General features: G+C 73.2%; 16 protein-coding genes and 1 pseudogene. 12 read left to right on the top strand and 5 right to left on the bottom strand.

The window, feature by feature from the left end; translation table 11 throughout:
* The first annotated feature begins 42 nt into the window (after positions 1–42).
* The 6 genes from QIT00_RS04195 (at position 43) to QIT00_RS04170 (ending at position 8,862) form a co-directional block, all read left to right on the top strand.
* On the top strand, positions 43–789 hold the full coding sequence (locus tag QIT00_RS04195; protein ID WP_282533684.1) for a DUF4232 domain-containing protein: 747 nt from the start codon (positions 43–45) through the stop codon (positions 787–789).
* Between the two features lie 228 nt (positions 790–1,017).
* On the top strand, positions 1,018–4,215 hold the full coding sequence (locus QIT00_RS04190) for an acetyl-CoA carboxylase family protein (protein WP_282533683.1): 3,198 nt from the start codon (positions 1,018–1,020) through the stop codon (positions 4,213–4,215).
* 45 nt (positions 4,216–4,260) lie between these two features.
* Complete coding sequence (locus QIT00_RS04185) at positions 4,261–5,964, top strand: AMP-binding protein (RefSeq protein ID WP_282533682.1); 1,704 nt, start codon at positions 4,261–4,263, stop codon at positions 5,962–5,964.
* Between the two features lie 143 nt (positions 5,965–6,107).
* The gene (locus QIT00_RS04180) at positions 6,108–7,325 is read left to right on the top strand and encodes an acetyl-CoA C-acetyltransferase (protein ID WP_282533753.1); all 1,218 of its coding nucleotides are present in this window, start codon (positions 6,108–6,110) and stop codon (positions 7,323–7,325) included.
* 99 nt (positions 7,326–7,424) lie between these two features.
* Positions 7,425–8,180 (top strand): SDR family oxidoreductase, encoded by a 756-nt coding sequence (locus QIT00_RS04175; RefSeq protein WP_282533681.1) that lies wholly within the window; start codon positions 7,425–7,427, stop codon positions 8,178–8,180.
* A 34-nt stretch (positions 8,181–8,214) separates the two neighbouring features.
* Positions 8,215–8,862 carry an HAD family hydrolase gene (locus tag QIT00_RS04170; protein ID WP_282533680.1) on the top strand — a complete coding sequence of 216 codons (648 nt, stop codon included), beginning with the start codon at positions 8,215–8,217 and terminating at the stop codon, positions 8,860–8,862.
* Between the two features lie 167 nt (positions 8,863–9,029).
* On the opposite strand, the gene QIT00_RS04165 is transcribed toward QIT00_RS04170, so the two are convergent.
* Entirely contained in the window at positions 9,030–9,521 is a 492-nt protein-coding gene (locus QIT00_RS04165) for a hypothetical protein (RefSeq protein WP_282533679.1), read from the bottom strand.
* A 129-nt stretch (positions 9,522–9,650) separates the two neighbouring features.
* Here QIT00_RS04165 and QIT00_RS04160 point away from each other — a divergent pair, with 129 nt between their 5' ends.
* From QIT00_RS04160 to QIT00_RS04140, 5 genes and pseudogenes are all read left to right on the top strand, one after another.
* Positions 9,651–9,998, top strand: coding sequence for a helix-turn-helix transcriptional regulator (locus tag QIT00_RS04160; protein WP_282533678.1), 348 nt, complete (start codon positions 9,651–9,653; stop codon positions 9,996–9,998).
* Positions 9,995–10,681, top strand: a complete 687-nt coding sequence (locus QIT00_RS04155) for a hypothetical protein (protein ID WP_282533677.1) — start codon at positions 9,995–9,997, stop codon at positions 10,679–10,681. The genes QIT00_RS04160 and QIT00_RS04155 overlap by 4 nt, the downstream gene beginning before the upstream one ends.
* A gap of 312 nt (positions 10,682–10,993) precedes the next feature.
* Positions 10,994–12,295, top strand: coding sequence for a precorrin-6y C5,15-methyltransferase (decarboxylating) subunit CbiE (gene cbiE, locus QIT00_RS04150; RefSeq protein WP_282533676.1), 1,302 nt, complete (start codon positions 10,994–10,996; stop codon positions 12,293–12,295).
* The gene (gene cobM / locus QIT00_RS04145; protein WP_282533675.1) at positions 12,292–13,041 is read left to right on the top strand and encodes a precorrin-4 C(11)-methyltransferase; all 750 of its coding nucleotides are present in this window, start codon (positions 12,292–12,294) and stop codon (positions 13,039–13,041) included. The genes cbiE and cobM overlap by 4 nt, the downstream gene beginning before the upstream one ends.
* Before the next feature lie 38 nt (positions 13,042–13,079).
* Positions 13,080–13,412, top strand: a pseudogene (locus QIT00_RS04140) (glyoxalase superfamily protein).
* A gap of 10 nt (positions 13,413–13,422) precedes the next feature.
* Here the strand turns inward: QIT00_RS04140 and QIT00_RS04135 are convergent.
* On the bottom strand, positions 13,423–14,613 hold the full coding sequence (locus QIT00_RS04135; protein ID WP_282533674.1) for a cobalt-precorrin-5B (C(1))-methyltransferase: 1,191 nt from the start codon (positions 14,611–14,613) through the stop codon (positions 13,423–13,425).
* 18 nt (positions 14,614–14,631) lie between these two features.
* Here QIT00_RS04135 and QIT00_RS04130 point away from each other — a divergent pair, with 18 nt between their 5' ends.
* Positions 14,632–15,375: a cobalt-precorrin-6A reductase gene (locus tag QIT00_RS04130; RefSeq protein WP_282533673.1), complete on the top strand. Its 744-nt coding sequence runs from the start codon at positions 14,632–14,634 to the stop codon at positions 15,373–15,375.
* Positions 15,376–15,611: 236 nt separating this feature from the next.
* Here the strand turns inward: QIT00_RS04130 and QIT00_RS04125 are convergent, their stop codons facing one another.
* Genes QIT00_RS04125 through cobG form a run of 3 tightly spaced genes read right to left on the bottom strand, consistent with a single transcriptional unit; the run spans position 15,612 to position 19,101 of the window.
* The gene (locus QIT00_RS04125; protein ID WP_282533672.1) at positions 15,612–17,111 is read right to left on the bottom strand and encodes a precorrin-2 C(20)-methyltransferase; all 1,500 of its coding nucleotides are present in this window, start codon (positions 17,109–17,111) and stop codon (positions 15,612–15,614) included.
* Positions 17,108–17,770: a precorrin-8X methylmutase gene (locus QIT00_RS04120; protein WP_282533671.1), complete on the bottom strand. Its 663-nt coding sequence runs from the start codon at positions 17,768–17,770 to the stop codon at positions 17,108–17,110. Before QIT00_RS04120 ends, QIT00_RS04125 begins: the two co-directional genes overlap by 4 nt.
* A complete protein-coding gene (gene cobG / locus QIT00_RS04115) occupies positions 17,767–19,101 on the bottom strand; it encodes a precorrin-3B synthase (protein WP_282533752.1) in 1,335 nt (444 codons plus the stop codon). The genes QIT00_RS04120 and cobG overlap by 4 nt, the downstream gene beginning before the upstream one ends.
* Positions 19,102–19,126 lie beyond the last annotated feature (25 nt).

Below are 19,126 nucleotides of genomic sequence, written 5' to 3'. Positions count from 1 at the left end.
ATCCAAGCACCACAGCCACCCCAACTCCGAAGGGGCATCACCATGTCAGGCATCCGCACCTCCTTTGCGTCCCGTCCCGCCCGTCCCGCCCGCACCTCCCGCACCTCCCGCGCCCGGCTCGTCGCGGCCGCCGCGTCCGTCGTGCTCGCTGCCTTCTCCATGACCGCCTGCGACAGCGGCACGGGCGTCACCGACGAGGGCGCCGCCTCGACCGCGTCCTCGGCCACCCCGGGAGGCGATGAGCCCGCCGACCACGGGGCGACCGGAGGCTCCACTTCCGGCAAGCCCGCCCCCGACGCCACCAAGCCCGACGCCACCAAGCCCGCCCCCGACGCCGACCGGTCCCGGGATCAAGCCGCGCCCAAGGCCGTCACCTGCGAGGGATCCACCACCAGGACCGTCGCGTCCCCGCTGAAGCGGCCCGTCAACCGCATGCTCCTGACCGTCACCAACACCGGCGGCAAGCCCTGCTCCCTGTACGGCTACCCGGCCGTGCAGTTCGGGGAGGCGCAGTCCGTACCGCCCGCCTTCGAGGACTCCAGGCCGCAGGCCGTCGTGACGCTCCAGCCGGGCGCGTCCGGCTACGCCTCCATCGCCCTCTCCGGCACTGACGGATCCTCCGACGGGTACACGGCCAAGACCCTGGCCGTCGCCTTCCAGGGCCGGTCCGGCAATGAGAGCGTGGGCGAGATCGCGCACCCGGCACTGCCCGCCAAGGGCGTCTACGTCGACAACACGATCCGGGTCACGTACTGGCAGCAGGAGATGAAGGACGCCGTCAGCTGGTGACCCGTCAGTTGGTGACGCCGTCAGCTGGTGAGGCCAAGCATCGGGTGAGGCCAGGCATCGGGTGAGGTCGACCCGCTGCACACCCCTTGACGCTGTTCGGCGGGGGAAGGCAGCATGCGTACCGACTGGGCGGTATGTGCGGTGCCCATGTGTCCCGAGGGCGGCAGGGGGCAGCGGGGACCGTGCGGGCCGCCCGCCCGGCCCGGACCTCACCTGGAGACCCGCATCGTGACCAGTGTTCTGATCGCCAACCGTGGCGAGATCGCCGTCCGAGTCGTCCGCGCCGCACGCGCCTCGGGGCTGCGGCCGGTCGCGGTGCACACCCCCGGCGACCGGGACGCGCTGCACGTACGTCTGGCCGACCAGGCGCACGAGTTGACGGGCGCCGACGGCTACCTGGACGCCGAGCAACTGGTCGCCTTGGCCCGGCGTGCCGACTGCGAACTGGTGCACCCGGGCTATGGATTCCTCAGCGAGAACGCCGAGTTCGCCCGGCTCTGCCGCAAGGCCGGGCTCACCTTCGTCGGCCCCTCGCCCGAGGTCCTCGTCGAGTTCGGGGACAAGGCGCGGGCGCGGGCGCTCGCCGAGGCGCAGGACGTGCCGGTGCTTCGGGCCACCCCGGCCGGGACCACGCTCGCCGAGGCGGCCGCGTTCCTGGACGGACTCGGGCCCGGCGCGGCCGTGATGGTCAAGGCTGCCTCGGGCGGCGGCGGTCGCGGCATGCGCGTCGTACGGCGTCCCGAGGAGTTGGCGGAGGCGTTCGAGCGGTGCCGTTCCGAGGCCGAACGAGCCTTCGGGGACGGGGCGTTGTACGTCGAAGAGCTCCTCGATTCGGCCCGGCACATCGAGGTGCAGGTGCTCGGCGACGGCAGCGGTGCGGTCAGCCACCTGTGGGACCGGGAGTGCACGATCCAGCGGCGCCACCAGAAGCTGGTCGAGGTGGCGCCGTGCACGACGCTCGGCCTGGAGGAGCGCGCTCCGCTGCTCGACGCGGCCTGCCGGATGGCCGCGGCGGTCGGCTACCGGGGCCTCGGCACCTTCGAGTTCCTCGTCGACTCCCATGACCCCGGCCGCTGGTTCTTCATGGAGGCCAACCCGAGGGTCCAGGTCGAGCACACGGTGACCGAGGAGATCACCGGAGTCGACCTGGTCTCCGCCCAGTTGGAGGTCGCCCTCGGCCGCACGCTGGACGACCTGTGCCTCACCCAGGCCGACATCCCGGCCCCGCGCGGGGTGGCCGTGCAGGCGCGCGTCAACCTGGAGACCCTGCGGCGGGACGGCACCGCGCGGGCCACCTCCGGCCGGATCGAGGTCTTCGAGGTGCCGACCGGGCCCGGCGTACGCGTCGACACGCATGGGCACGCGGGTCTCGTCGCCGACGGCCGGTACGACTCGCTGCTCGCGAAGGTGATCGTCTCCGTGCCCCGTGGCGGGCTCGACCAGGCGGCCGAGCGGGCGGACGCGACGCTCGCCGAGTTCCGCGTCGAGGGCCCCGGCACCAACATCCCCGCGCTGCGCGCGATCCTGAACCACCCGGCGTTCCGCACCGGCGAGGCCACCACCCGCTTCGTGGACGACCACCTGAGCGCCCTGCTGCCACCGGAGGAAGCCGCGTCCCCTGAGGGCGACCTCACCGAGGTGCGCGCCGACTTCGTCGCCACCGTCGTCTCCGTCCCCGTACAAGAACGTCAACACGTCGAGGCGGGAGCGCCGTTGGTGGTCCTGGAGTCCATGAAGATGGAGCACGTCGTGACCGCGTCCGTCGCGGGCACCGTGCGCGAGGTGCGGGCAGCCGTCGGCGACACGGTGGCCGAGTCGGGGCTGCTGATGCGCCTCGACCCTGACTCCACGCAGAACGAACAGGCGGCCGCCGTAGCGGAGTTGGACCTGGACGTTGTCCGGCCCGACCTCGCGGAGATCGAGCGGAGGCATGCCTGCACCCTCGACGAGAACCGCCCCGAGGCGGTCGCCCGCCGCCACGGCACCGGGCACCGCACCGCCCGCGAGAACGTCGACGACCTGTGCGACGCGGGCTCGTTCGTCGAGTACGGCTCCCTCGCCGTGGCCGCCCAGCGCCGCCGCCGCTCCCTCGACGACCTGATCGCGCACACCCCCGCCGACGGCATGGTCACCGGGATCGGCACGGTCGGCGGCGCCCGCTGCGCGGTCCTCGCGTACGACTACACGGTCCTCGCCGGGACGCAGGGGTACGTCAACCACCACAAGACCGACCGGCTGCTCGAACTCGCCGAGCGGCAGCGGATTCCCGTGGTCCTCTTCGCCGAGGGCGGCGGCGGGCGGCCGGGGGACACGGACAGCAACACGGCCTCGGGCCTGGACGTCCCCACGTTCGCGACGATGGGCCGGCTCAGCGGCGGCGTCCCCACCGTCGGCATCGCCTCCGGCCGCTGCTTCGCGGGCAACGCCGCGCTGCTCGGCTGCTGCGACGTCATCATCGCGACCAAGGACGCGAACGTCGGCATGGGCGGCCCCGCGATGATCGAGGGCGGCGGCCTCGGGCGCTACCGGCCGGAGGAGGTCGGCCCGATGTCCGTGCAGGTGCCGAACGGCGTCGTCGACGTCCTGGTGGAGGACGAGGCCGAGGCCGTCGACGTGGCCCGCCGCTATCTCTCGTACTTCCAGGGCCCGCAGGAGAGGTGGACCCACGCCGACCAGCGCGCGCTGCGGCACGTCGTCCCGGAGAACCGGGTGCGGGTCTACGACGTGCGGGCGGCCGTGCGCGGGATCGCCGACGAGGACTCGGTGCTCGAACTGCGGCCCGCGTTCGGCCGCGGTGTCGTCACGGCCCTGGTCCGGGTCGAGGGCCGCCCGATGGGCCTGATCGCCAACGACCCGACGCACCTCGGCGGCGCCATCGACTCGGCGTCCGCCGACAAGCTGGCCCGGTTCCTGCAGCTCTGCGACGCGCACGGACTGCCGGTGCTCTCCCTGTGCGACACGCCCGGCTTCATGGTCGGCCCGGACGCCGAACACACCGCGACCGTACGGCACTTCAGCCGGCTTTTCGTGGTCGGTGCCAACCTGCGGGTGCCCGTCGTGGCGGTGGTCCTCCGCAAGGCGTACGGCCTCGGCGCGATGGCCATGGTCGGCGGCGGCTTCCGCGTCCCCGCCGCCACGGTCGCCTGGCCCACCGGCGAGGTCGGCCCGATGGGCATGGAGGGCGCGGTGCGGCTCGGCTACCGGCGCGAGCTCGACGCGATCGAGGACCCGGCCGCCCGGCAGCGCGCCTTCGACGAACTGGTCGCCGAGCACTACGACCGCGGCAAGGCGGTCAACGCGGCCACGGTCTTCGAACTCGACGACGTCATCGATCCGGCGCACACCAGGGCCTGGATCACCGGCGCACTGCCGCCCGCGTCCGGCGAACCGCCGTCCGTACGCCGGTCGTTCGTGGACACCTGGTGAACGTACGAGCGTACGCATGTGACGGCGACTGTGGAGGAGCAAGCCTTGAACAGCGACAAGCTGGAGCAGTACCTGCGTAACCTGCGCACCCGGCAGGACGCGTCCCGCCCGCCCGGCATCCCGGCGACCGTGCGCTACCCGCTCGGCGAGACCGGCATCCCCGAGCACGTCGCCCACTGGGCCCGTACGGTGCCGGACCGCCCGGCGATCGTCTTCGAGGGCCGCACCACGACGTACGCGGAGCTCGACGCGCTCATCGGCGCCGTGGCGGGCTGGCTGCACGAGACCGGCGTACGGCCCGGCGACCGGGTGGCCGTCCTGCTGCCGAACACCCCGCAGTTCCTCGTCGCGATGATGGCGATCCTGCGGCTCGGCGCGGTGCACGTGCCGGTCAACCCGATGTTCCAGGCGGCCGAGTTGGCGCATGAGCTGGCCGACAGCGGCGCCGAGATCGTGATCACCCTCGACCGCCTCCTTCCGCTCCTCGACACGGTGCTCGACCGCGTTCCCGTACGCGAGATCCTCGTGACCGGACCGGACGAGATGGCCGCCACCGGCACCGAACCCCTCCTGCCCGCGGGTACCCCCGGCCTCACCGCCTGGTCCGCGGCCGCCGCACACGCCCCCGCGCCCGCACACCCCACGGACCTGGACGCCCTCGCCGCGCTCAACTACACCGGCGGCACCACCGGGCTGCCCAAGGGCTGCGAGCACACCCAGCGGCACATGCTCTACACCACCGCGTCCAGCGCGAGCGCCATGGGCCGCGGCGCCGACGGCGACTTCATCGCGCTCTGCTACATCCCGGTCTTCTGGATCGCGGGCGAGAACCTCGGCATCCTCAGCCCCCTCGTCCTCGGCGGCACCTCGGTCCTCATGCCCCGCTGGGACCCGGCCGCCGCCCTCGACCTGCTGGCCCGGCACCGCGTCACCACGATGGTCGGCACGGTCGAGAACTACCTGGAGCTGATGGAACGCCCCGAGTTCCCCGCCGCGGACCTCTCCGCCCTGAACGACCCGATGGCCGTCTCCTTCGTACGGAAACTCAGCCCCGAGGTCCGCCACCGCTGGCAGTCCGCCGCCGGGGCGCACTCGGTGCTCCGCGAAGGCGCGTACGGGATGACCGAGACGCACACCTTCGACGCCACGCCCTACGGACTCGCGAAGGACGACCGGGACCTGCTCGCCGAGCCCGTCTTCTGCGGGGTGCCCGTGCCCGGCACCGACATCGCGGTGGTGTCGTTCGAGACCGGTGAGCCGCTTCCCCTGGGCGAGGTGGGCGAGATCGTCGTCCGCAGCCCCTCGGTGATGACCGGGTACTGGCGCAACCCCGAGGCGACGGCCGCGCAACTGCGGGACGGCTGGCTGCACACCGGGGACAACGGCCGGATCGGCGAGGACGGCTGCCTGCGCTATCTGGGCCGCGACAAGGACATGATCAAGGTCAAGGGGATGAGTGTGTTCCCGGCCGAGGTCGAACTGCTCCTGACCCGGCACCCGGGTGTCCGCACGGCGGCCGTCGTGCCGGGCCGGCATCCGGAGAAGGGGCAGGTGCCGGTCGCCTTCGTGAGCCTCGAACCGGGTGCAACGCTCACCGCCGCGGGCCTTCAGGAGTGGGCGCGCTCGGCGATGGCCGCGTACAAGGTGCCGAAGGTGCGGATCGTCGGCGAGTTCCCGATGACGACCACCGGGAAGATCCGCAAGGTCGAACTGGTCGCGCGGGCACAGGAGATCGTCGACGCGGGCTGAGGCGTCTGGCGTGGCCGCCCGACGAACGGTGTGACGCGGCTTACAGGGCGGTGCCGACCGTTGACGCCGCCCGTCCGCTGCGCGAAGGTGGGACCGTATCGCTAAGCAACTGCTTAGTATGGCAAGCTTCTGAAGGGGTCATGATGCCGGAAGCCGTGATCGTCGCCACCGCACGCTCGCCCATCGGGCGGGCGTTCAAGGGCTCACTCAAGGACATGCGCCCCGACGACCTGGCCGTCCAGATGGTGCGGGCCGCGCTCGCCAAGGTGCCCGCGCTCGACCCGGCCGACATCGACGACCTCGTCCTCGGCTGCGGCCAGCCCGGCGGCGAGTCCGGCTTCAACATGGGCCGCATCGTCGCCGTGCTCGCCGGGATGGACCAGGTGCCCGGCACCACCGTCAACCGCTACTGCTCGTCCAGCCTGCAGAGCACCCGCATGGCGCTGCACGCGATCAAGGCGGGCGAGGGCGACGTGTTCCTCTCCGTCGGCGTGGAGACCGTCAGCCGGTACGGCAAGGGCAACGCGGACGGCCTTCCGGACACCAAGAACCCGCTGTTCGGGGAGGCCCAGACCCGGACCGAGAAGTTCGCCGCGGGCGGTCAGACGTGGGCCGACCCGCGCGAGTCGGGCCTGCTGCCCGACGCGTACATCACGATGGGGCAGACCGCCGAGAACGTCGCCCAGTTCATGGGCGTGACCCGGGCCGACCAGGACGCCTTCGGCGTGCGCAGCCAGAACCGCGCCGAGCAGGCCCTCGCGAACGGCTTCTGGGCCCGCGACATCACGCCGGTGACACTGCCCGACGGCACCGTGGTCAGCAAGGACGACGGCCCGCGCGCGGGCGTGACCCTGGAGGCCGTCTCCGCCCTGAAGCCGGTCTTCCGCCCCGACGGCACCGTGACGGCGGGCAACTGCTGCCCGCTCAACGACGGCGCCGCCGCCCTCGTCGTCATGTCGGACACGAAGGCCCGTGAGCTCGGCCTGACCCCGCTCGCGCGGATCGTCTCCACCGGAGTCTCCGGACTCTCGCCCGAGATCATGGGCCTCGGCCCGGTCGAGGCCAGCCGCCAGGCCCTGCAGCGCGCCGGGCTCGGCATCGGCGACATCGACCTGGTCGAGATCAACGAGGCCTTCGCCGCCCAAGTCATCCCGTCCGCCCGGGAGTTGGGCATCGACGAGGACCGGCTCAACGTCAACGGCGGGGCGATCGCCGTCGGCCACCCCTTCGGCATGACGGGTGCGCGCATCACCAGCACGCTGATCAACTCGCTGTTCCACCACGACAAGCAGTTCGGCCTGGAGACCATGTGCGTGGGCGGCGGCCAGGGCATGGCCATGGTCATCGAGCGGCTGAGCTGAGGGACCCCCACCATGAGTACGAACGGCACGAGTACGAACGGCACGAGTACGAACGGCACGAGTACGCAGTCCGCCACCGACCCCACGAGCAAGGACCCCATGAGCACGCGTTTCGCAGGACGTACGGCCATCGTCACCGGAGCGAGCCGGGGCATCGGCCTCGCCATCGCCGAGCGGCTGGTGGCCGAGGGCGCGAAGGTCGTCGTCACCGCCCGCAAGCAGGAGGCGCTGGACGAGGCGGTCGCGAGCCTCGGCGGGCCCGAGCACGCCCTCGGGGTCGCGGGCCACGCCGACGACACCGGCCACCAGGCCGAGGTGGTCAAGCGCGCCATCGACACCTTCGGAAGCGCCGACCTCCTGGTCAACAACACCGGCATCAACCCGGTGCACGGGCCGATGATCGACCTGGACCTGGGCGCCGCCCGCAAGATCGTCGAGGTCAACTGCCTCGCCGCGCTCTCCTGGGTGCAGCAGGTGCACGGCGCCTGGATGAGGGACCACGGCGGCTCGGTCGTCAACGTCTCGTCGGTGGCGGGCATCCGCCCCGCGCCCGGCATCGGCTTCTACGGTGCCTCCAAGGCGATGCTCACCCACATCACCGAGGAGCTGGCGGTCGAGCTGGGCCCCGACATCCGGGTCAACGCCGTCGCCCCCGCGGTGGTGAAGACCAAGTTCGCCACCGCGCTCTACGACGGCCGGGAGGAGGAGGTCGCGGCGGCGTACCCGCTGAAGCGGCTCGGCGTACCGGACGACATCGGCAGCGTCGTCGCCTTCCTGCTGTCGGCCGACGCCGCCTGGATGACGGGTCAACTCCTCGTGGTCGACGGTGGCGTGACCCTCACCGGAGGCGTCTGATGGCGTGCGGCGGCACGGCCCCGGAGGCGGGACGATGACCGGCGGCCGACGCCGGGTCGACGCCGTCGTGTTCGACTTCGGCGGCGTCCTCACCGGCCCGGTCCGGGAATCCATCGCCGCCTGGCTGAACCGCGACGGCATCGACCCGGCCTCGTTCTCCCGCACCCTCAAGGCCTGGCTCTCCCGCGACGCCCCGGACGGCACGCCGATCCACCGCCTGGAGACGGGGGAGTTGACCGTGGCGGAGTTCGACGCGCTGCTCGCCGCCGAGCTCACCACCCTGGACGGCCGCCCCGTCCACCCGGTCGGCGTGCTCGACCGGCTCTTCGCGGAGATGCGCGAGGACGAGGCGATGTTCGGCCTCGCGGACGAACTGCGCCGACTCGGCCTGCGCGTCGGCCTGTTGTCCAACAGCTGGGGCAACATCTACCCGCGCGAGCGGCTCGACGCACTGTTCGACCCGATCGTCATCTCGGAGGAGGTCGGCCTGCGCAAGCCGCACGCCGAGATCTTCGAGCTCACCCTCGACCGCCTCCGACTCCCGGCCGGACGCGTGGTGTTCGTGGACGACGCCGAGCCCAACGTCCTCGGCGCCCGCGCCGTGGGCATGCGCGCGGTCCTGCACACCGACCCGGCCGCGACGCGCGCGGCCTTGGGGGAGCTGGTGCCGGAGCTGACCTAGCTCCAGCGGTGGTACGGCGAGGACCGGCCGGTGGGGAGCCGGCCCTCGCCGTACTCGGTGTGGACGTCAGTCAGTTGAGGAGTGTCCCCTGGCCCCCGCTGCCGGGGCTCCGCCCCGGGCACTCGGAAGCACCCGGCAGACACCGAAGCCGACCGCCTCGCAGGCGTTCAGGCCCCGGTCGTCGAGCCCGGGCGCACGATCATCAGCACCGTCACCGTCGCCCACAGCAGATTGAAGATGCCCGTGAGCATCGCGAGCCGTGCCGCGCCGGCCCGCCGCGCCTCGGTGGTCGGCGTGTCCGTCTCGGGGAGCAGCCGCTCCTGGCCCGGCAGGATCGCGAACAGCAGGAGCCCCGCGGCCGCGGCGGTCAGGACGATCGAGATCAGCAGCCACGGATCGGTGAGCACGCCGAGCTGTGCCCCGGTCGCGAAGCCGAAGACCGGCACCACGACACCGACGAGTGCGTACGCCCGGCAGATCCGATGGAGCAGTGCCGCAGTGCGCGCCTTCTCGTCCGGTGTCTCCTCAGCGGCGACCGGGCCGCCTTTGGTGGCCTTCGCGGGGCGGACGTAGCGCGGAAACATCGACGCCGCGACCGTGATCGGCCCGACCGCCAGGATCGCGGCCAGCACGTGCACGGAAAGCAGGAACTTGGTCACCGGAGTGCCCTTCTGGGTGGCGGTCCATGGGGCGGGTCCATGGGCCAGGTCCATGGGTAGGCCGCCAATGGATTGGCTGTCGACCTATCAGTAGCACGTCGTCACCTCACTTGGGTAGGCTGCCTAACCATGAAGGCGAGTGCGGTACGCGGACATCTCGACGGACTCCTGCTGTCCGTCCTCGAATCCGGCCCGCTGCACGGGTACGCGGTGATCACGGCCGTCCAGGAACGCAGCAACGGCGTCCTTGAGCTGCGCAAGGGCACCATCTACCCGGCCCTGAACAAGCTGGAGCGCCTCGGACTGCTGCGCAGCGTCTGGGAGTCGGAGGGCGAGCGGCGCAGGCGCTGCTACGAACTCACCGACGCCGGTCGCCGCAGCCTCGCGGAGGAGCGGTCGGTGTGGAAGGAGTTCACGACCGCCATCGGCTCCGTGCTCGACCCGGCGTCCGCCCCCGGCCCGAAGCCCGCGACGTGACGGCGACGGCCGAAGGCGCGGCCACCCCCGCCGAGAACCCCATCGAGACGCACGTCGCGGACCTGGCCGCCGCCCTGCGCGGCCCCGCGCGCGCCAAGTCCCGCATGCTGGCGGAGTTCCGCGAGGGACTGATCGACGCCGCGAGGGACCTGTCGTGCGACGACACCGACGTCGACCGCGTCCGTGCCGCGCGCCGGGCCGTCCGGGAGTTCGGGACCGTCGCCGAGCTCGCACCGGACTTTCAGCGTGAACTCACCGTCGCCCAGGCCCGGTTGACCGCCCGTACGGTCATGCTCGTCGCGCCGCTGCTGCTCATGTGCTGGTACCTGCTGCGGTGGTGGCCCGGTACCGGAGGCGCGTCCGCGCCCGGAGCGGCCCGCGTGCTGGTCGCGCACCTGGGCGCAGTCGCGGCCGTCACCGCCCTCCTGGCCGCGGCCGCCCTCGTCGCCACCGGCGCGCTCGCGCGGCGGCTGCCCATGCCGCGGCGGCTGCCGCTGACCGTGGCGTGGTCGGGCACGGCTGCGGCTGCGGCACTGGCCGTCAGCGCGTTGACGCTCGTCGCCTCGTCCGTACTGGCGAGCAACTGGCCGCTGTGCGCTGCCGCGGCGGGTGTCGTCCTGGTGTTCCACGCGAAGATCGCGGGGGCGGCTCGGGCTTGTCGGGAGTGTGCGCGAGTGCTCTGAGGGCGCGCGTGGTCTTCCCCTACCCGCCCCTTCCCGCAGTGTCCAATATGCGGCTGGCGCCGCGTGGCCTCGCCGGACGGGCCTCCTCAATGGCCGAAATTGAGCCCGGACCGGCAAATTCAGCCCCTCCGGCGATTGAGGAGCGGGGTCCTGGGCGGAGCCCCGAAGCTGCCGCAGGCTTTCGGGAAGGGGCGGGTAGGGGAGAAGATCGCCCCCGGCCACAGAACCCCAGGTCCGACCCCAGTAAAGTGCGCCCGGTCAGCTTCGGCCGAACCCCCACCCGCACCCCCGAACCCCGAGGTACCGCCCCCCGTGACGCCCGTACCACCACGACCGACCCCCGCCGTCACCGTCGTCGGGATCGGCGCCGACGGCTGGGACGGGATCGCGGACGCCGCCCGCGCGGCCCTGCGGGACGCCGAGGTGATCGTCGGCGGGCCCCGCCAGCTCGACCTGCTGCCCGCGGAGTGCACCGGCGAACACGTCCCTTGGCCCTCGCCGTTGCGCCCCGCCGTCCCCGGACTGCTCGCCGCGCACACGGGCCGCCGGATCGCCGTACTGGCCAGTGGGGACCCGATGTTCTACGGCATCGGGCGCGCCCTCACCGAAGAGCTCGGCGCGGACGCGCTGCGGGTCCTGCCGCACCCCTCGTCCGTCGCGTACGCCTGCGCCCGGCTCGGCTGGCCGCAGGAGGACGTGGAGGTCGTGACGGTCGTGGGCCGGCCCGTCGCCCGGGTCGCCGCCGCCCTGCACGACGGCTGTCGGCTGCTCGTGCTGAGCGCGGGCGCCGCCACCCCCGGCGAGATCGCCGCGCTCCTCCGCGACCGCGGCTTCGGGCCCAGCCCGATGCGTGTCCTCGAACAGCTCGGCGGCCCACGGGAGGAGACCAGCGACGCACTGCCCGCCGACGACTGGCCCGCCGACCGCCTCTGCGACCCGCTCAACATCGTCGCCGTCGACTGCCGCCGCGCCCCGGGCGCACTCCGGATCGGCGCCGTGCCCGGACTCCCGGACGCCGCTTACGAGCACGACGGCCAGCTCACCAAGCGCCACGTACGGGCCGCCACGCTCGCCGCCCTCGCGCCCGCGCCCGGCGAACTGCTGTGGGACGTTGGCGGAGGCTCCGGTTCCATCGCCGTCGAGTGGATGCGCACGCACCCCTCCTGCCGCGCCGTCACCGTCGAACGCGACCCCGTGCGGGCCGAGCGCATCGCCCGCAACGCCGACCGCCTCGGCGTCCCCGCCCTGCGTGTCGTCACCGGGGCCGCGCCCGCCGCGCTCGCTCAACTCCCGCGGCCCGACGCCGTGTTCATCGGCGGCGGCCTCACCGCGCCCGAGCTCCTTGAGGCCTGCTGGGACGCGCTGCCCGTCGGCGGGCGGCTCGTCGCCAACACCGTCACCCTCGAATCGGAGGCGCAGCTCGGCGCCGCCCACCGGCGCCTCGGCGGCGAACTGGTGAAGCTGGCCGTCGCCCATGCCGTGCCGGTCGGCGGTTTCACCGGCTGGCGGCAGGCGATGCCCGTCACGCAGTGGGCCGTACAGAAGACTTCCGCAAGCGATCCCGAGTACACCGGCCCCGCGTCGGACGACGACCCCGCAGGAGCGACACGATGACCGTCCACTTCATCGGAGCCGGCCCCGGCGCCGCCGACCTGATCACGGTGCGCGGCGCCCGCACGCTCGCCGCCTGCCAGGTCTGCCTTTACGCGGGCAGCCTCGTCCCGCGCGAACTCCTCGCCGAGTGCCCGCCCGACGCCCGCCTCGTCGACACCGCGCGGCTCAACCTCGACGAGATCACCGCCGAGCTGGTCCGCGCCCACGAGCAAGGCCTTGACGTGGCGCGGCTGCACTCCGGCGACCCGTCCGTGTTCAGCGCCGTCGCCGAGCAGATGCGGCGCCTCGACGCGGCCGGAGTGCCGTACGAGGTCGTCCCCGGAGTGCCCGCCTTCGCGGCCGCCGCGGCGTCCCTGAAGCGGGAGTTGACCGTCCCGACCGTCGGCCAGACCGTCATTCTGACCCGCGTCGCGCAGCGCGCCACCGCCATGCCGGACGGCGAGGACCTGGCCACGCTCGGCCGCAGCGGCGCGCTGATCGTGCTGCACCTGGCCGCCGGTCTCGCGGACCGCGTTGTCGGTGAACTCCTCCCGCACTACGGCGCCGACTGCCCCGCCGCCGTCGTCGCGTACGCGTCCCGGCCCGACGAAGTCATCCTGCGCGGCCGGCTCGACGAGATCGCCGCCCAGGTCAAGGAGGCCGGCATCCAGCGCACCGCCGTGATCATCGTCGGCCGCACCCTGGGCGCGGAACAGTTCCGCGACAGCCACCTGTACTCGGCGGAACGCGACCGGCACGTCTGCTGACCGCCGCCGCACCCGGGCGCCCGCGTACCCTCCAGGACATGGACGAAGAGATCATCCCGATCCTCCGGGTCGAGGACGCGGCATGAGCCGTCGACTGGTACGCGCGGCTCGGCTTCCGGCAGCAGTGGGAGCACCGCTTCGAGCCGGGCTTCCCGGTCTTCACGGAGGTCGCGCGGGGTCCCGTACGGCTGTTCCTGTCCGAGCACAAGGGCGACGCCCGGCCGGACACCCTCGTGTATCTGCGCGTACGCGACCTCGACGCCGTGGCCGCGGAGTTCGGCGTACGACCCGAACAGGCGCCCTGGGGGCGGGAGTTGGAGCTCACCGACCCGGACCGCAACCGCATCCGGGTGGGCGAGGCGACCGACTGAACGGCGCGCGTCACGCAACCGTGCTGCGCCCCACCACCGTCCCGGCCCGGTCGATGCAGATCACGTCCACCGCGACCGGCGCCCCGCGCAGCACCGACAGCGCCGCGTCCCGCGCCGCCGCGGCCACCAGATCGCCCAGCGGCACCCCGGCCGCCCCGCACAACTGCAGTGCCGCGAGGCCCGTGTTCGCCTCGGCGATCCGCGCGGCGAGCGCCTCGTCCGCGCCGCCCGTGCGGGCGAGTCCGGCGAGGAAGCCCTTGTCGACCTGAGAGCGCGCCGAGTGCAGGTCGAGGTGCCCGGCGGCCAGCTTGGACAGCTTCGCGAAGCCGCCGCAGACGGTCAGCCGGTCCACGGGATGGCGGCGGATGTACTTGAGCACGGCGCCCGCGAAGTCGCCCATGTCGAGCAGCGCGTCCTCGGGCAGCGCGTACTCGGAGAGAACGGTCCGCTCCGACGTCGACCCCGTGCACCCCGCCACATGCGTACGCCCCGCCGCCCGCGCCACATCCACCCCGCGCCGGATCGAGTCGATCCACGCCGAGCACGAGTACGGCACCACGACCCCCGTCGTACCGAGGATCGACAGGCCGCCGAGGATGCCGAGCCTCGGGTTCCACGTGGAACGGGCGATCTCCTCGCCGTGGTCCACGGAGACGGTGATCTCCACATCGCCGCTGCCGCCGTGCCGGGCCGCGACCTCGGCTACGTGCTCGCGCATCAGCTGCCGCGGCACCGGGTTGACCGCGGCCTCGCCCACCGGCAGCGGCAGCCCCGGCAGCGTGACCGTCCCCACCCCGGGCCCCGCCCGGAACACCACCCCGGACCCGGCGGGCAGCAGCCGCACCGTCGCCCGCACCAGCGCGCCGTGCGTCACGTCCGGGTCGTCCCCGGCGTCCTTGACGATGCCCGCCATCGCGTGCGAGCCGCCCGGGTCCGTCGCCAACTCCTCGGCGGCGAGCGCGAAGGCGGGGGTCTGGCCCTTCGGCAGCGTGATCGTCACCGGGTCGGGGAAGTCCCCGGTCAGCAGCGCCGTGTACGCGGCGGTCGTGGCCGCCGTCGCACAGGCACCGGTCGTCCAGCCGGGCCGAAGGCCGGTGTGCGCGAGCTGGGCGCCACGCCCGCCCTTGGCCGCACCGCCGCCCCGCGCACCGCTCCGCGCCCCACCGGACGTATCGTCGACGCCCTGCACGTCACCGCTCATGATCGGACCCGAACTTCCATGCACGTACTGATACTCGGCGGGACCACGGAGGCCCGCCGACTGGCCGAGCTGCTCCACGGCACCCCCGGCCTGACGGTGACCAGCTCTCTCGCCGGCCGTGTCGCGAGCCCGCGGCTGCCGCCCGGCGAGGTCCGCGTCGGCGGCTTCGGCGGGACCGAAGGGCTGACCGCCTGGCTGCGGGAACACCGCGTCGACGCGCTCATCGACGCCACCCACCCCTTCGCCGGGACGATCAGTTTCCACGCGGCGCGGGCCGCCGCCACCGCCCATGTTCCCCTGCTCGCGCTGCGCCGCCCCGGCTGGGTCCCCGTCCACGGCGACCACTGGCACGACGCCGCGTCCCTGGAGGCCGCCGCGGCCCTGCTGCCCGCCCTCGGCGAGCGGATCTTCCTGACCACGGGGCGCATGGGCCTCGCCACCTTCGCGGACGCGGCTCTGGACGAGCTGTGGTTCCTCGTACGGTCCGTCGACGCACCGGAGGGCCCCCGGCCCGCCCGTACGGAACTGCTGCTCGATCGGGGGCCGTTCACGCTGGACGGGGAGCGGGGGGTGTTGCGGCGGTACGGGATCGACGTGGTCGTCACGAAGGACAGCGGGGGCGCGGCGACCTCCCCCAAACTCACGGCTGCTCGTGAGGCGGGGATTCCGGTGGTGGTCGTGCGGCGGCCGCCGGTGCCGGAGGGGGGATCGGTGGTGGCCTCACCGGAGGAGGCGGTGGGGTGGCTCGGGCACACGACTTGATCCCCTCCCCGCCCCTTCCCGAAAGTCCTGCGGACAGCCACGGGGGCTCCGCCCCCGGACCCCCGCTCCTCAAACGCCGGAGGGGCTGGATTTAGCCCCCAAGGGACTGTTTTTCAGGGGCGCGGGGAACTGCGCGACCAGCCACGACGGCGCCGCAGCCGAGAAGCGACAGCGCCGCAGCCACGCGGCGCCAGCCGCATATCGACACAGTCGGGAAGGGGCGGGGCGGGGAGAAATCAAGCCCCCTCGGGATACCTCCGCGGCGTCCACACCACCTGCTCGCCCCCACCCCTACGCACAACCCGCGTCTGGGAGGACCCGACAAGCAGCAACGTCCGCATGTCCACCTCGGACGGGTCCAGGTCGGCCAGGCGCACGATCCGGACCCGCTCGCCCGAACCGCCCACATCCCGCGCCACGACCACCGGAGTGTCCGGCGCCCGATGCTCAAGCAGCAGCACCCGCGCCTTGCCGACCTGCCAAGTACGGCTGCGCGAGCCGGGGTTGTACAGGGCGAGCACCAGATCCGCGGCAGCGGCCGCGCGCAGCCGTTCGGCGATGACCTCCCACGGCTTGAGCCGGTCCGAGAGGGAGATGGTCGCGTAGTCGTGGCCGAGGGGCGCACCCGCGCGTGCCGCGGCCGCGTTGGCGGCGGTCACCCCCGGAAGCACCCGCACCGGCACGTCCGCGTACTCGTCCTGCGAGGCGACCTCCAGGACGGCCGTGGCCATCGCGAAGACGCCCGGGTCACCGCCCGACACCACCGCGACCCGACGCCCCTTCCGGGCCAGGTCGAGGGCGAACTCCGCGCGCTCGGACTCGACCTTGTTGTCCGAACCGTGCCGCAGTTGACCGGGCCGGACCGGCACCCGGTCCAGGTAGGTGGTGTAGCCGACCAGGTCGTCCGCGGCGGCGAGCGCGCCCCGCGACTCCGGCGTCAGCCACAGCGGCCCGGCGGGTCCGGTGCCGACCACCACGACCTCGCCCACCGACCGCACCGGACCCACCGGCCGCTGGACGTCCACCTCGCTCGGCAGCACCGCCACCGAGAAGTACGGCACCGACTCCGCGTCGACCTCCGCGAGCCGCGCGAGGCGCTGACCGGGCATCGTGGCCCGCTCCACGTACCGCGCGGCGTCGATCCTGCCCGAACTCTCCATCGCCCGGCGGACCTTGGGGAACGTACGGCCCAGCTTCATCACGACCGCGGCGTCCGTCGCGGCGAGCCGCGCCGTCAGCTCCTCCTCGGGCAGCGTGCCCGGCAGGATCGTCAGCACCTCCTCGCCCTCGGCGAGCGGGGTGCCGAGCCGGGCCGCGGCGGCGGACACCGACGTGACACCGGGGATCACCTCGGTCTCGTACCGGTCCGCGAGCCGCTTGTGCATGTGCATGTACGAGCCATAGAACATCGGGTCGCCCTCGGCGAGTACGGCGACCGTGCGGCCCGCTTCGAGGTGGGCGGCGAGCCGCTCGGAGGCCTCCGCGTAGAAGTCCTCCATGGCGCCCTTGTAGCCGCCGGGGTGGTCCGTGGTCTCCGTCGTGACGGGGTAGACCAGGCGCTCCTCGATGTGGTCGGCGCGCAGGTGCTGCTCCGCGATGGACCGCGCGATGGACCGGCCGTGCCGTGCGCTGTGGTAAGCGATCACGTCGGCCTCGCCGATGATCTCGACGGCGCGGACGGTCATCAGGGACGGGTCGCCGGGGCCGAGCCCCACGCCGTACAGCTTGCCGCTCATTCTTCCTCGCTCGCGATCGCGTTGAGGGCGGCGGCGGCGATGGCGCTGCCGCCACGACGGCCGCGCACCACCAGGTGCTCCACGCCCGGGAATTCGGCGAGCGCGTCCTTGGACTCGGCGGCGCCGATGAAGCCGACCGGCACACCGATGATCGCGGCGGGCTTCGGGGCGCCCGCCTCGATCATCTCCAGGAGCCGGAACAGCGCGGTCGGCGCGTTGCCGACGGCGACGACGGAGCCTTCGAGACGGTCCCGCCACAGTTCGAGGGCGGCGGCGCTGCGCGTGGTGCCCAGCTTCGCGGCCAGCTCGGGGACGGCCGGGTCGGAGAGCGTGCACAGCACGTCGTTGTCGGCGGGCAGCCGCCTGCGGGTCACCCCGCTGGCGACCATCTGCACGTCGGTGAAGATCGGCGCCCCGGCGCGCAGCGCCGCCCGGGCCCGCGCCACCGCGTCGGGCGTGTACGAGAGGTCCCGTACGAGGTCGGTCATTCCGCAGGCGTGGATCATCCGGACCGCGACCTGGCTGACGTCGGCGGGCAGGCCCGCGAGGTCGGCCTCCGATCGGATCGTGGCGAAGGACTGGCGGTAGATGGACGCCCCGTCCTTCTCGTAGTCGTACGTGGTGGTCACGGTGTTCTTCTCGCTGCTCTCGGTCGTCATGCGGTTCGATCGGTGAGCGCCACCAGGGCGGTGGCGAGGTGGGAGGGGTCGTCCAGCGGGACGGGTGGTGCGGGTGTGGCGCGTGCTGCGGAGGTGCTCAGCCGGTAGCCGCCCCCGGGGGAGGCGACGACGTCGATCCGCTCGGTCCGTGGATGCCCGCAACGGCGTTCGCAGCCGGACCAGTACAGGGGGAGGTGCGCGCCACCGGCCGCGTCGAGCGCGCGGGCCGCGTCCGCCCGCACATCGGCGTGCGACTTGGCGCAGCCGGGCCGGCCGACGCAGGCACCGACGCGCAGCCAGGGGGAGTCGGGCGAGGTGACGAGCCCGGTGGCGGCGAGCTGCGCGAGCGCGTACGAGGCGGCGGAGGCGTCGAGGCCCGGCGCCGGAACCACCGCTCCGCGCCAGGGAGTCAGCCGCAGCTCCCCGCCGTGCCGCTCGGCGGTCCGCGTCAACACGTCCCACTGGCGGGCCGAGAGACGACCGAGAGGAATGTGGACGGACAGGGCGTCACCGGACACTCCGGGTAGCGGTCCCTCGGTGACGGAGGCCGGACGCGTCCGTATCTCGCAGTCGATCCGCGCCAGAGCCAGCGCCTTCGCGACCGTACGGGTCAACTCCTCGACCGATACGCCCAGTTCGTCCACCCGCCAGACCCGCGCCGCGCTCCCGGTGCTCCCCGCGCTCTCCTCGGCCGACGTGAGAAACGTCTCGGCGGCGATCAGCGCGGACCGGGACACATCGGACCCGGGGACCTCGATCGCCTCGGCGGACGAGCCGAGGGAGAGCAGCGCGGTGCCACCGGCGCCAGCCCGTACCGTCACATCGGCGTCGAGACCGGCCACATCACCGCGGCCGTCGTCGAGCGCGAACAGGAAACGTCCCGACAGGGCGCGCGCCGCGTCACTCGCGCACAGCGCCGCGTCCAGACCCGTCAACCACGGCCGTACGTCGGCGAAGCCGGTGCCGTCCAGGCCCGACAAGGGAGAGGCGACGACGTTCCTGACCCGCTCGTGCGCGGCGGACGGCAGCAGCCCCACCGCGTCCAGGAGACCGGCGAGTTCACCTCCGCAGCCGTCGCGAAGGCCGCGCAGCTGGACGTTCCCGCGCGAGGTCAGATGCAGCTCGCCGTCGCCCAGCTCACGGGCGGCGGCGGCAAGCGCGTCGGCCTGGCGGACGTCGAGCACGCCACCGGGGATCCGGATGCGGGCCAGTGCCCCGTCGTCCGCGGCGTGCAGCCTGAGCGACCCCGGGCAGGCGTCACCGCGGTCCCGTGAGACCGCTGTGGCCTGGGGCGATGGACGGGGGGCTGGCGAGGGCATGGCGGCGAGCATACCTATCGTCATGAAGGCGGAACGC

The sequence above is a fragment of the Streptomyces luteolus genome (assembly GCF_029968015.1).
Taxonomy (GTDB): Bacteria; Actinomycetota; Actinomycetes; order Streptomycetales; family Streptomycetaceae; genus Streptomyces; species Streptomyces luteolus.
The sequence above is the reverse complement of the archived record's forward strand: the minus strand, read 5'-3'. Positions and strand labels throughout refer to the sequence as shown.

What these genes read in the sequence shown, in the direction of transcription:
- QIT00_RS04130 (WP_282533673.1), top strand. Translation starts at nt 14,632, where the DNA reads ATGCACGTACTGATACTCGGCGGGACCACGGAGGCCCGCCGACTGGCC.
- QIT00_RS04195 (WP_282533684.1), top strand. Translation starts at nt 43, where the DNA reads ATGTCAGGCATCCGCACCTCCTTTGCGTCCCGTCCCGCCCGTCCCGCC.
- QIT00_RS04160 (WP_282533678.1), top strand. Translation starts at nt 9,651, where the DNA reads ATGAAGGCGAGTGCGGTACGCGGACATCTCGACGGACTCCTGCTGTCC.
- cobM (WP_282533675.1), top strand. Translation starts at nt 12,292, where the DNA reads ATGACCGTCCACTTCATCGGAGCCGGCCCCGGCGCCGCCGACCTGATC.
- QIT00_RS04120 (WP_282533671.1), bottom strand. Translation starts at nt 17,770, where the DNA reads ATGACGACCGAGAGCAGCGAGAAGAACACCGTGACCACCACGTACGAC.
- QIT00_RS04180 (WP_282533753.1), top strand. Translation starts at nt 6,108, where the DNA reads ATGCCGGAAGCCGTGATCGTCGCCACCGCACGCTCGCCCATCGGGCGG.
- QIT00_RS04125 (WP_282533672.1), bottom strand. Translation starts at nt 17,111, where the DNA reads ATGAGCGGCAAGCTGTACGGCGTGGGGCTCGGCCCCGGCGACCCGTCC.
- QIT00_RS04170 (WP_282533680.1), top strand. Translation starts at nt 8,215, where the DNA reads ATGACCGGCGGCCGACGCCGGGTCGACGCCGTCGTGTTCGACTTCGGC.
- QIT00_RS04175 (WP_282533681.1), top strand. Translation starts at nt 7,425, where the DNA reads ATGAGCACGCGTTTCGCAGGACGTACGGCCATCGTCACCGGAGCGAGC.
- cobG (WP_282533752.1), bottom strand. Translation starts at nt 19,101, where the DNA reads ATGCTCGCCGCCATGCCCTCGCCAGCCCCCCGTCCATCGCCCCAGGCC.
- QIT00_RS04135 (WP_282533674.1), bottom strand. Translation starts at nt 14,613, where the DNA reads ATGAGCGGTGACGTGCAGGGCGTCGACGATACGTCCGGTGGGGCGCGG.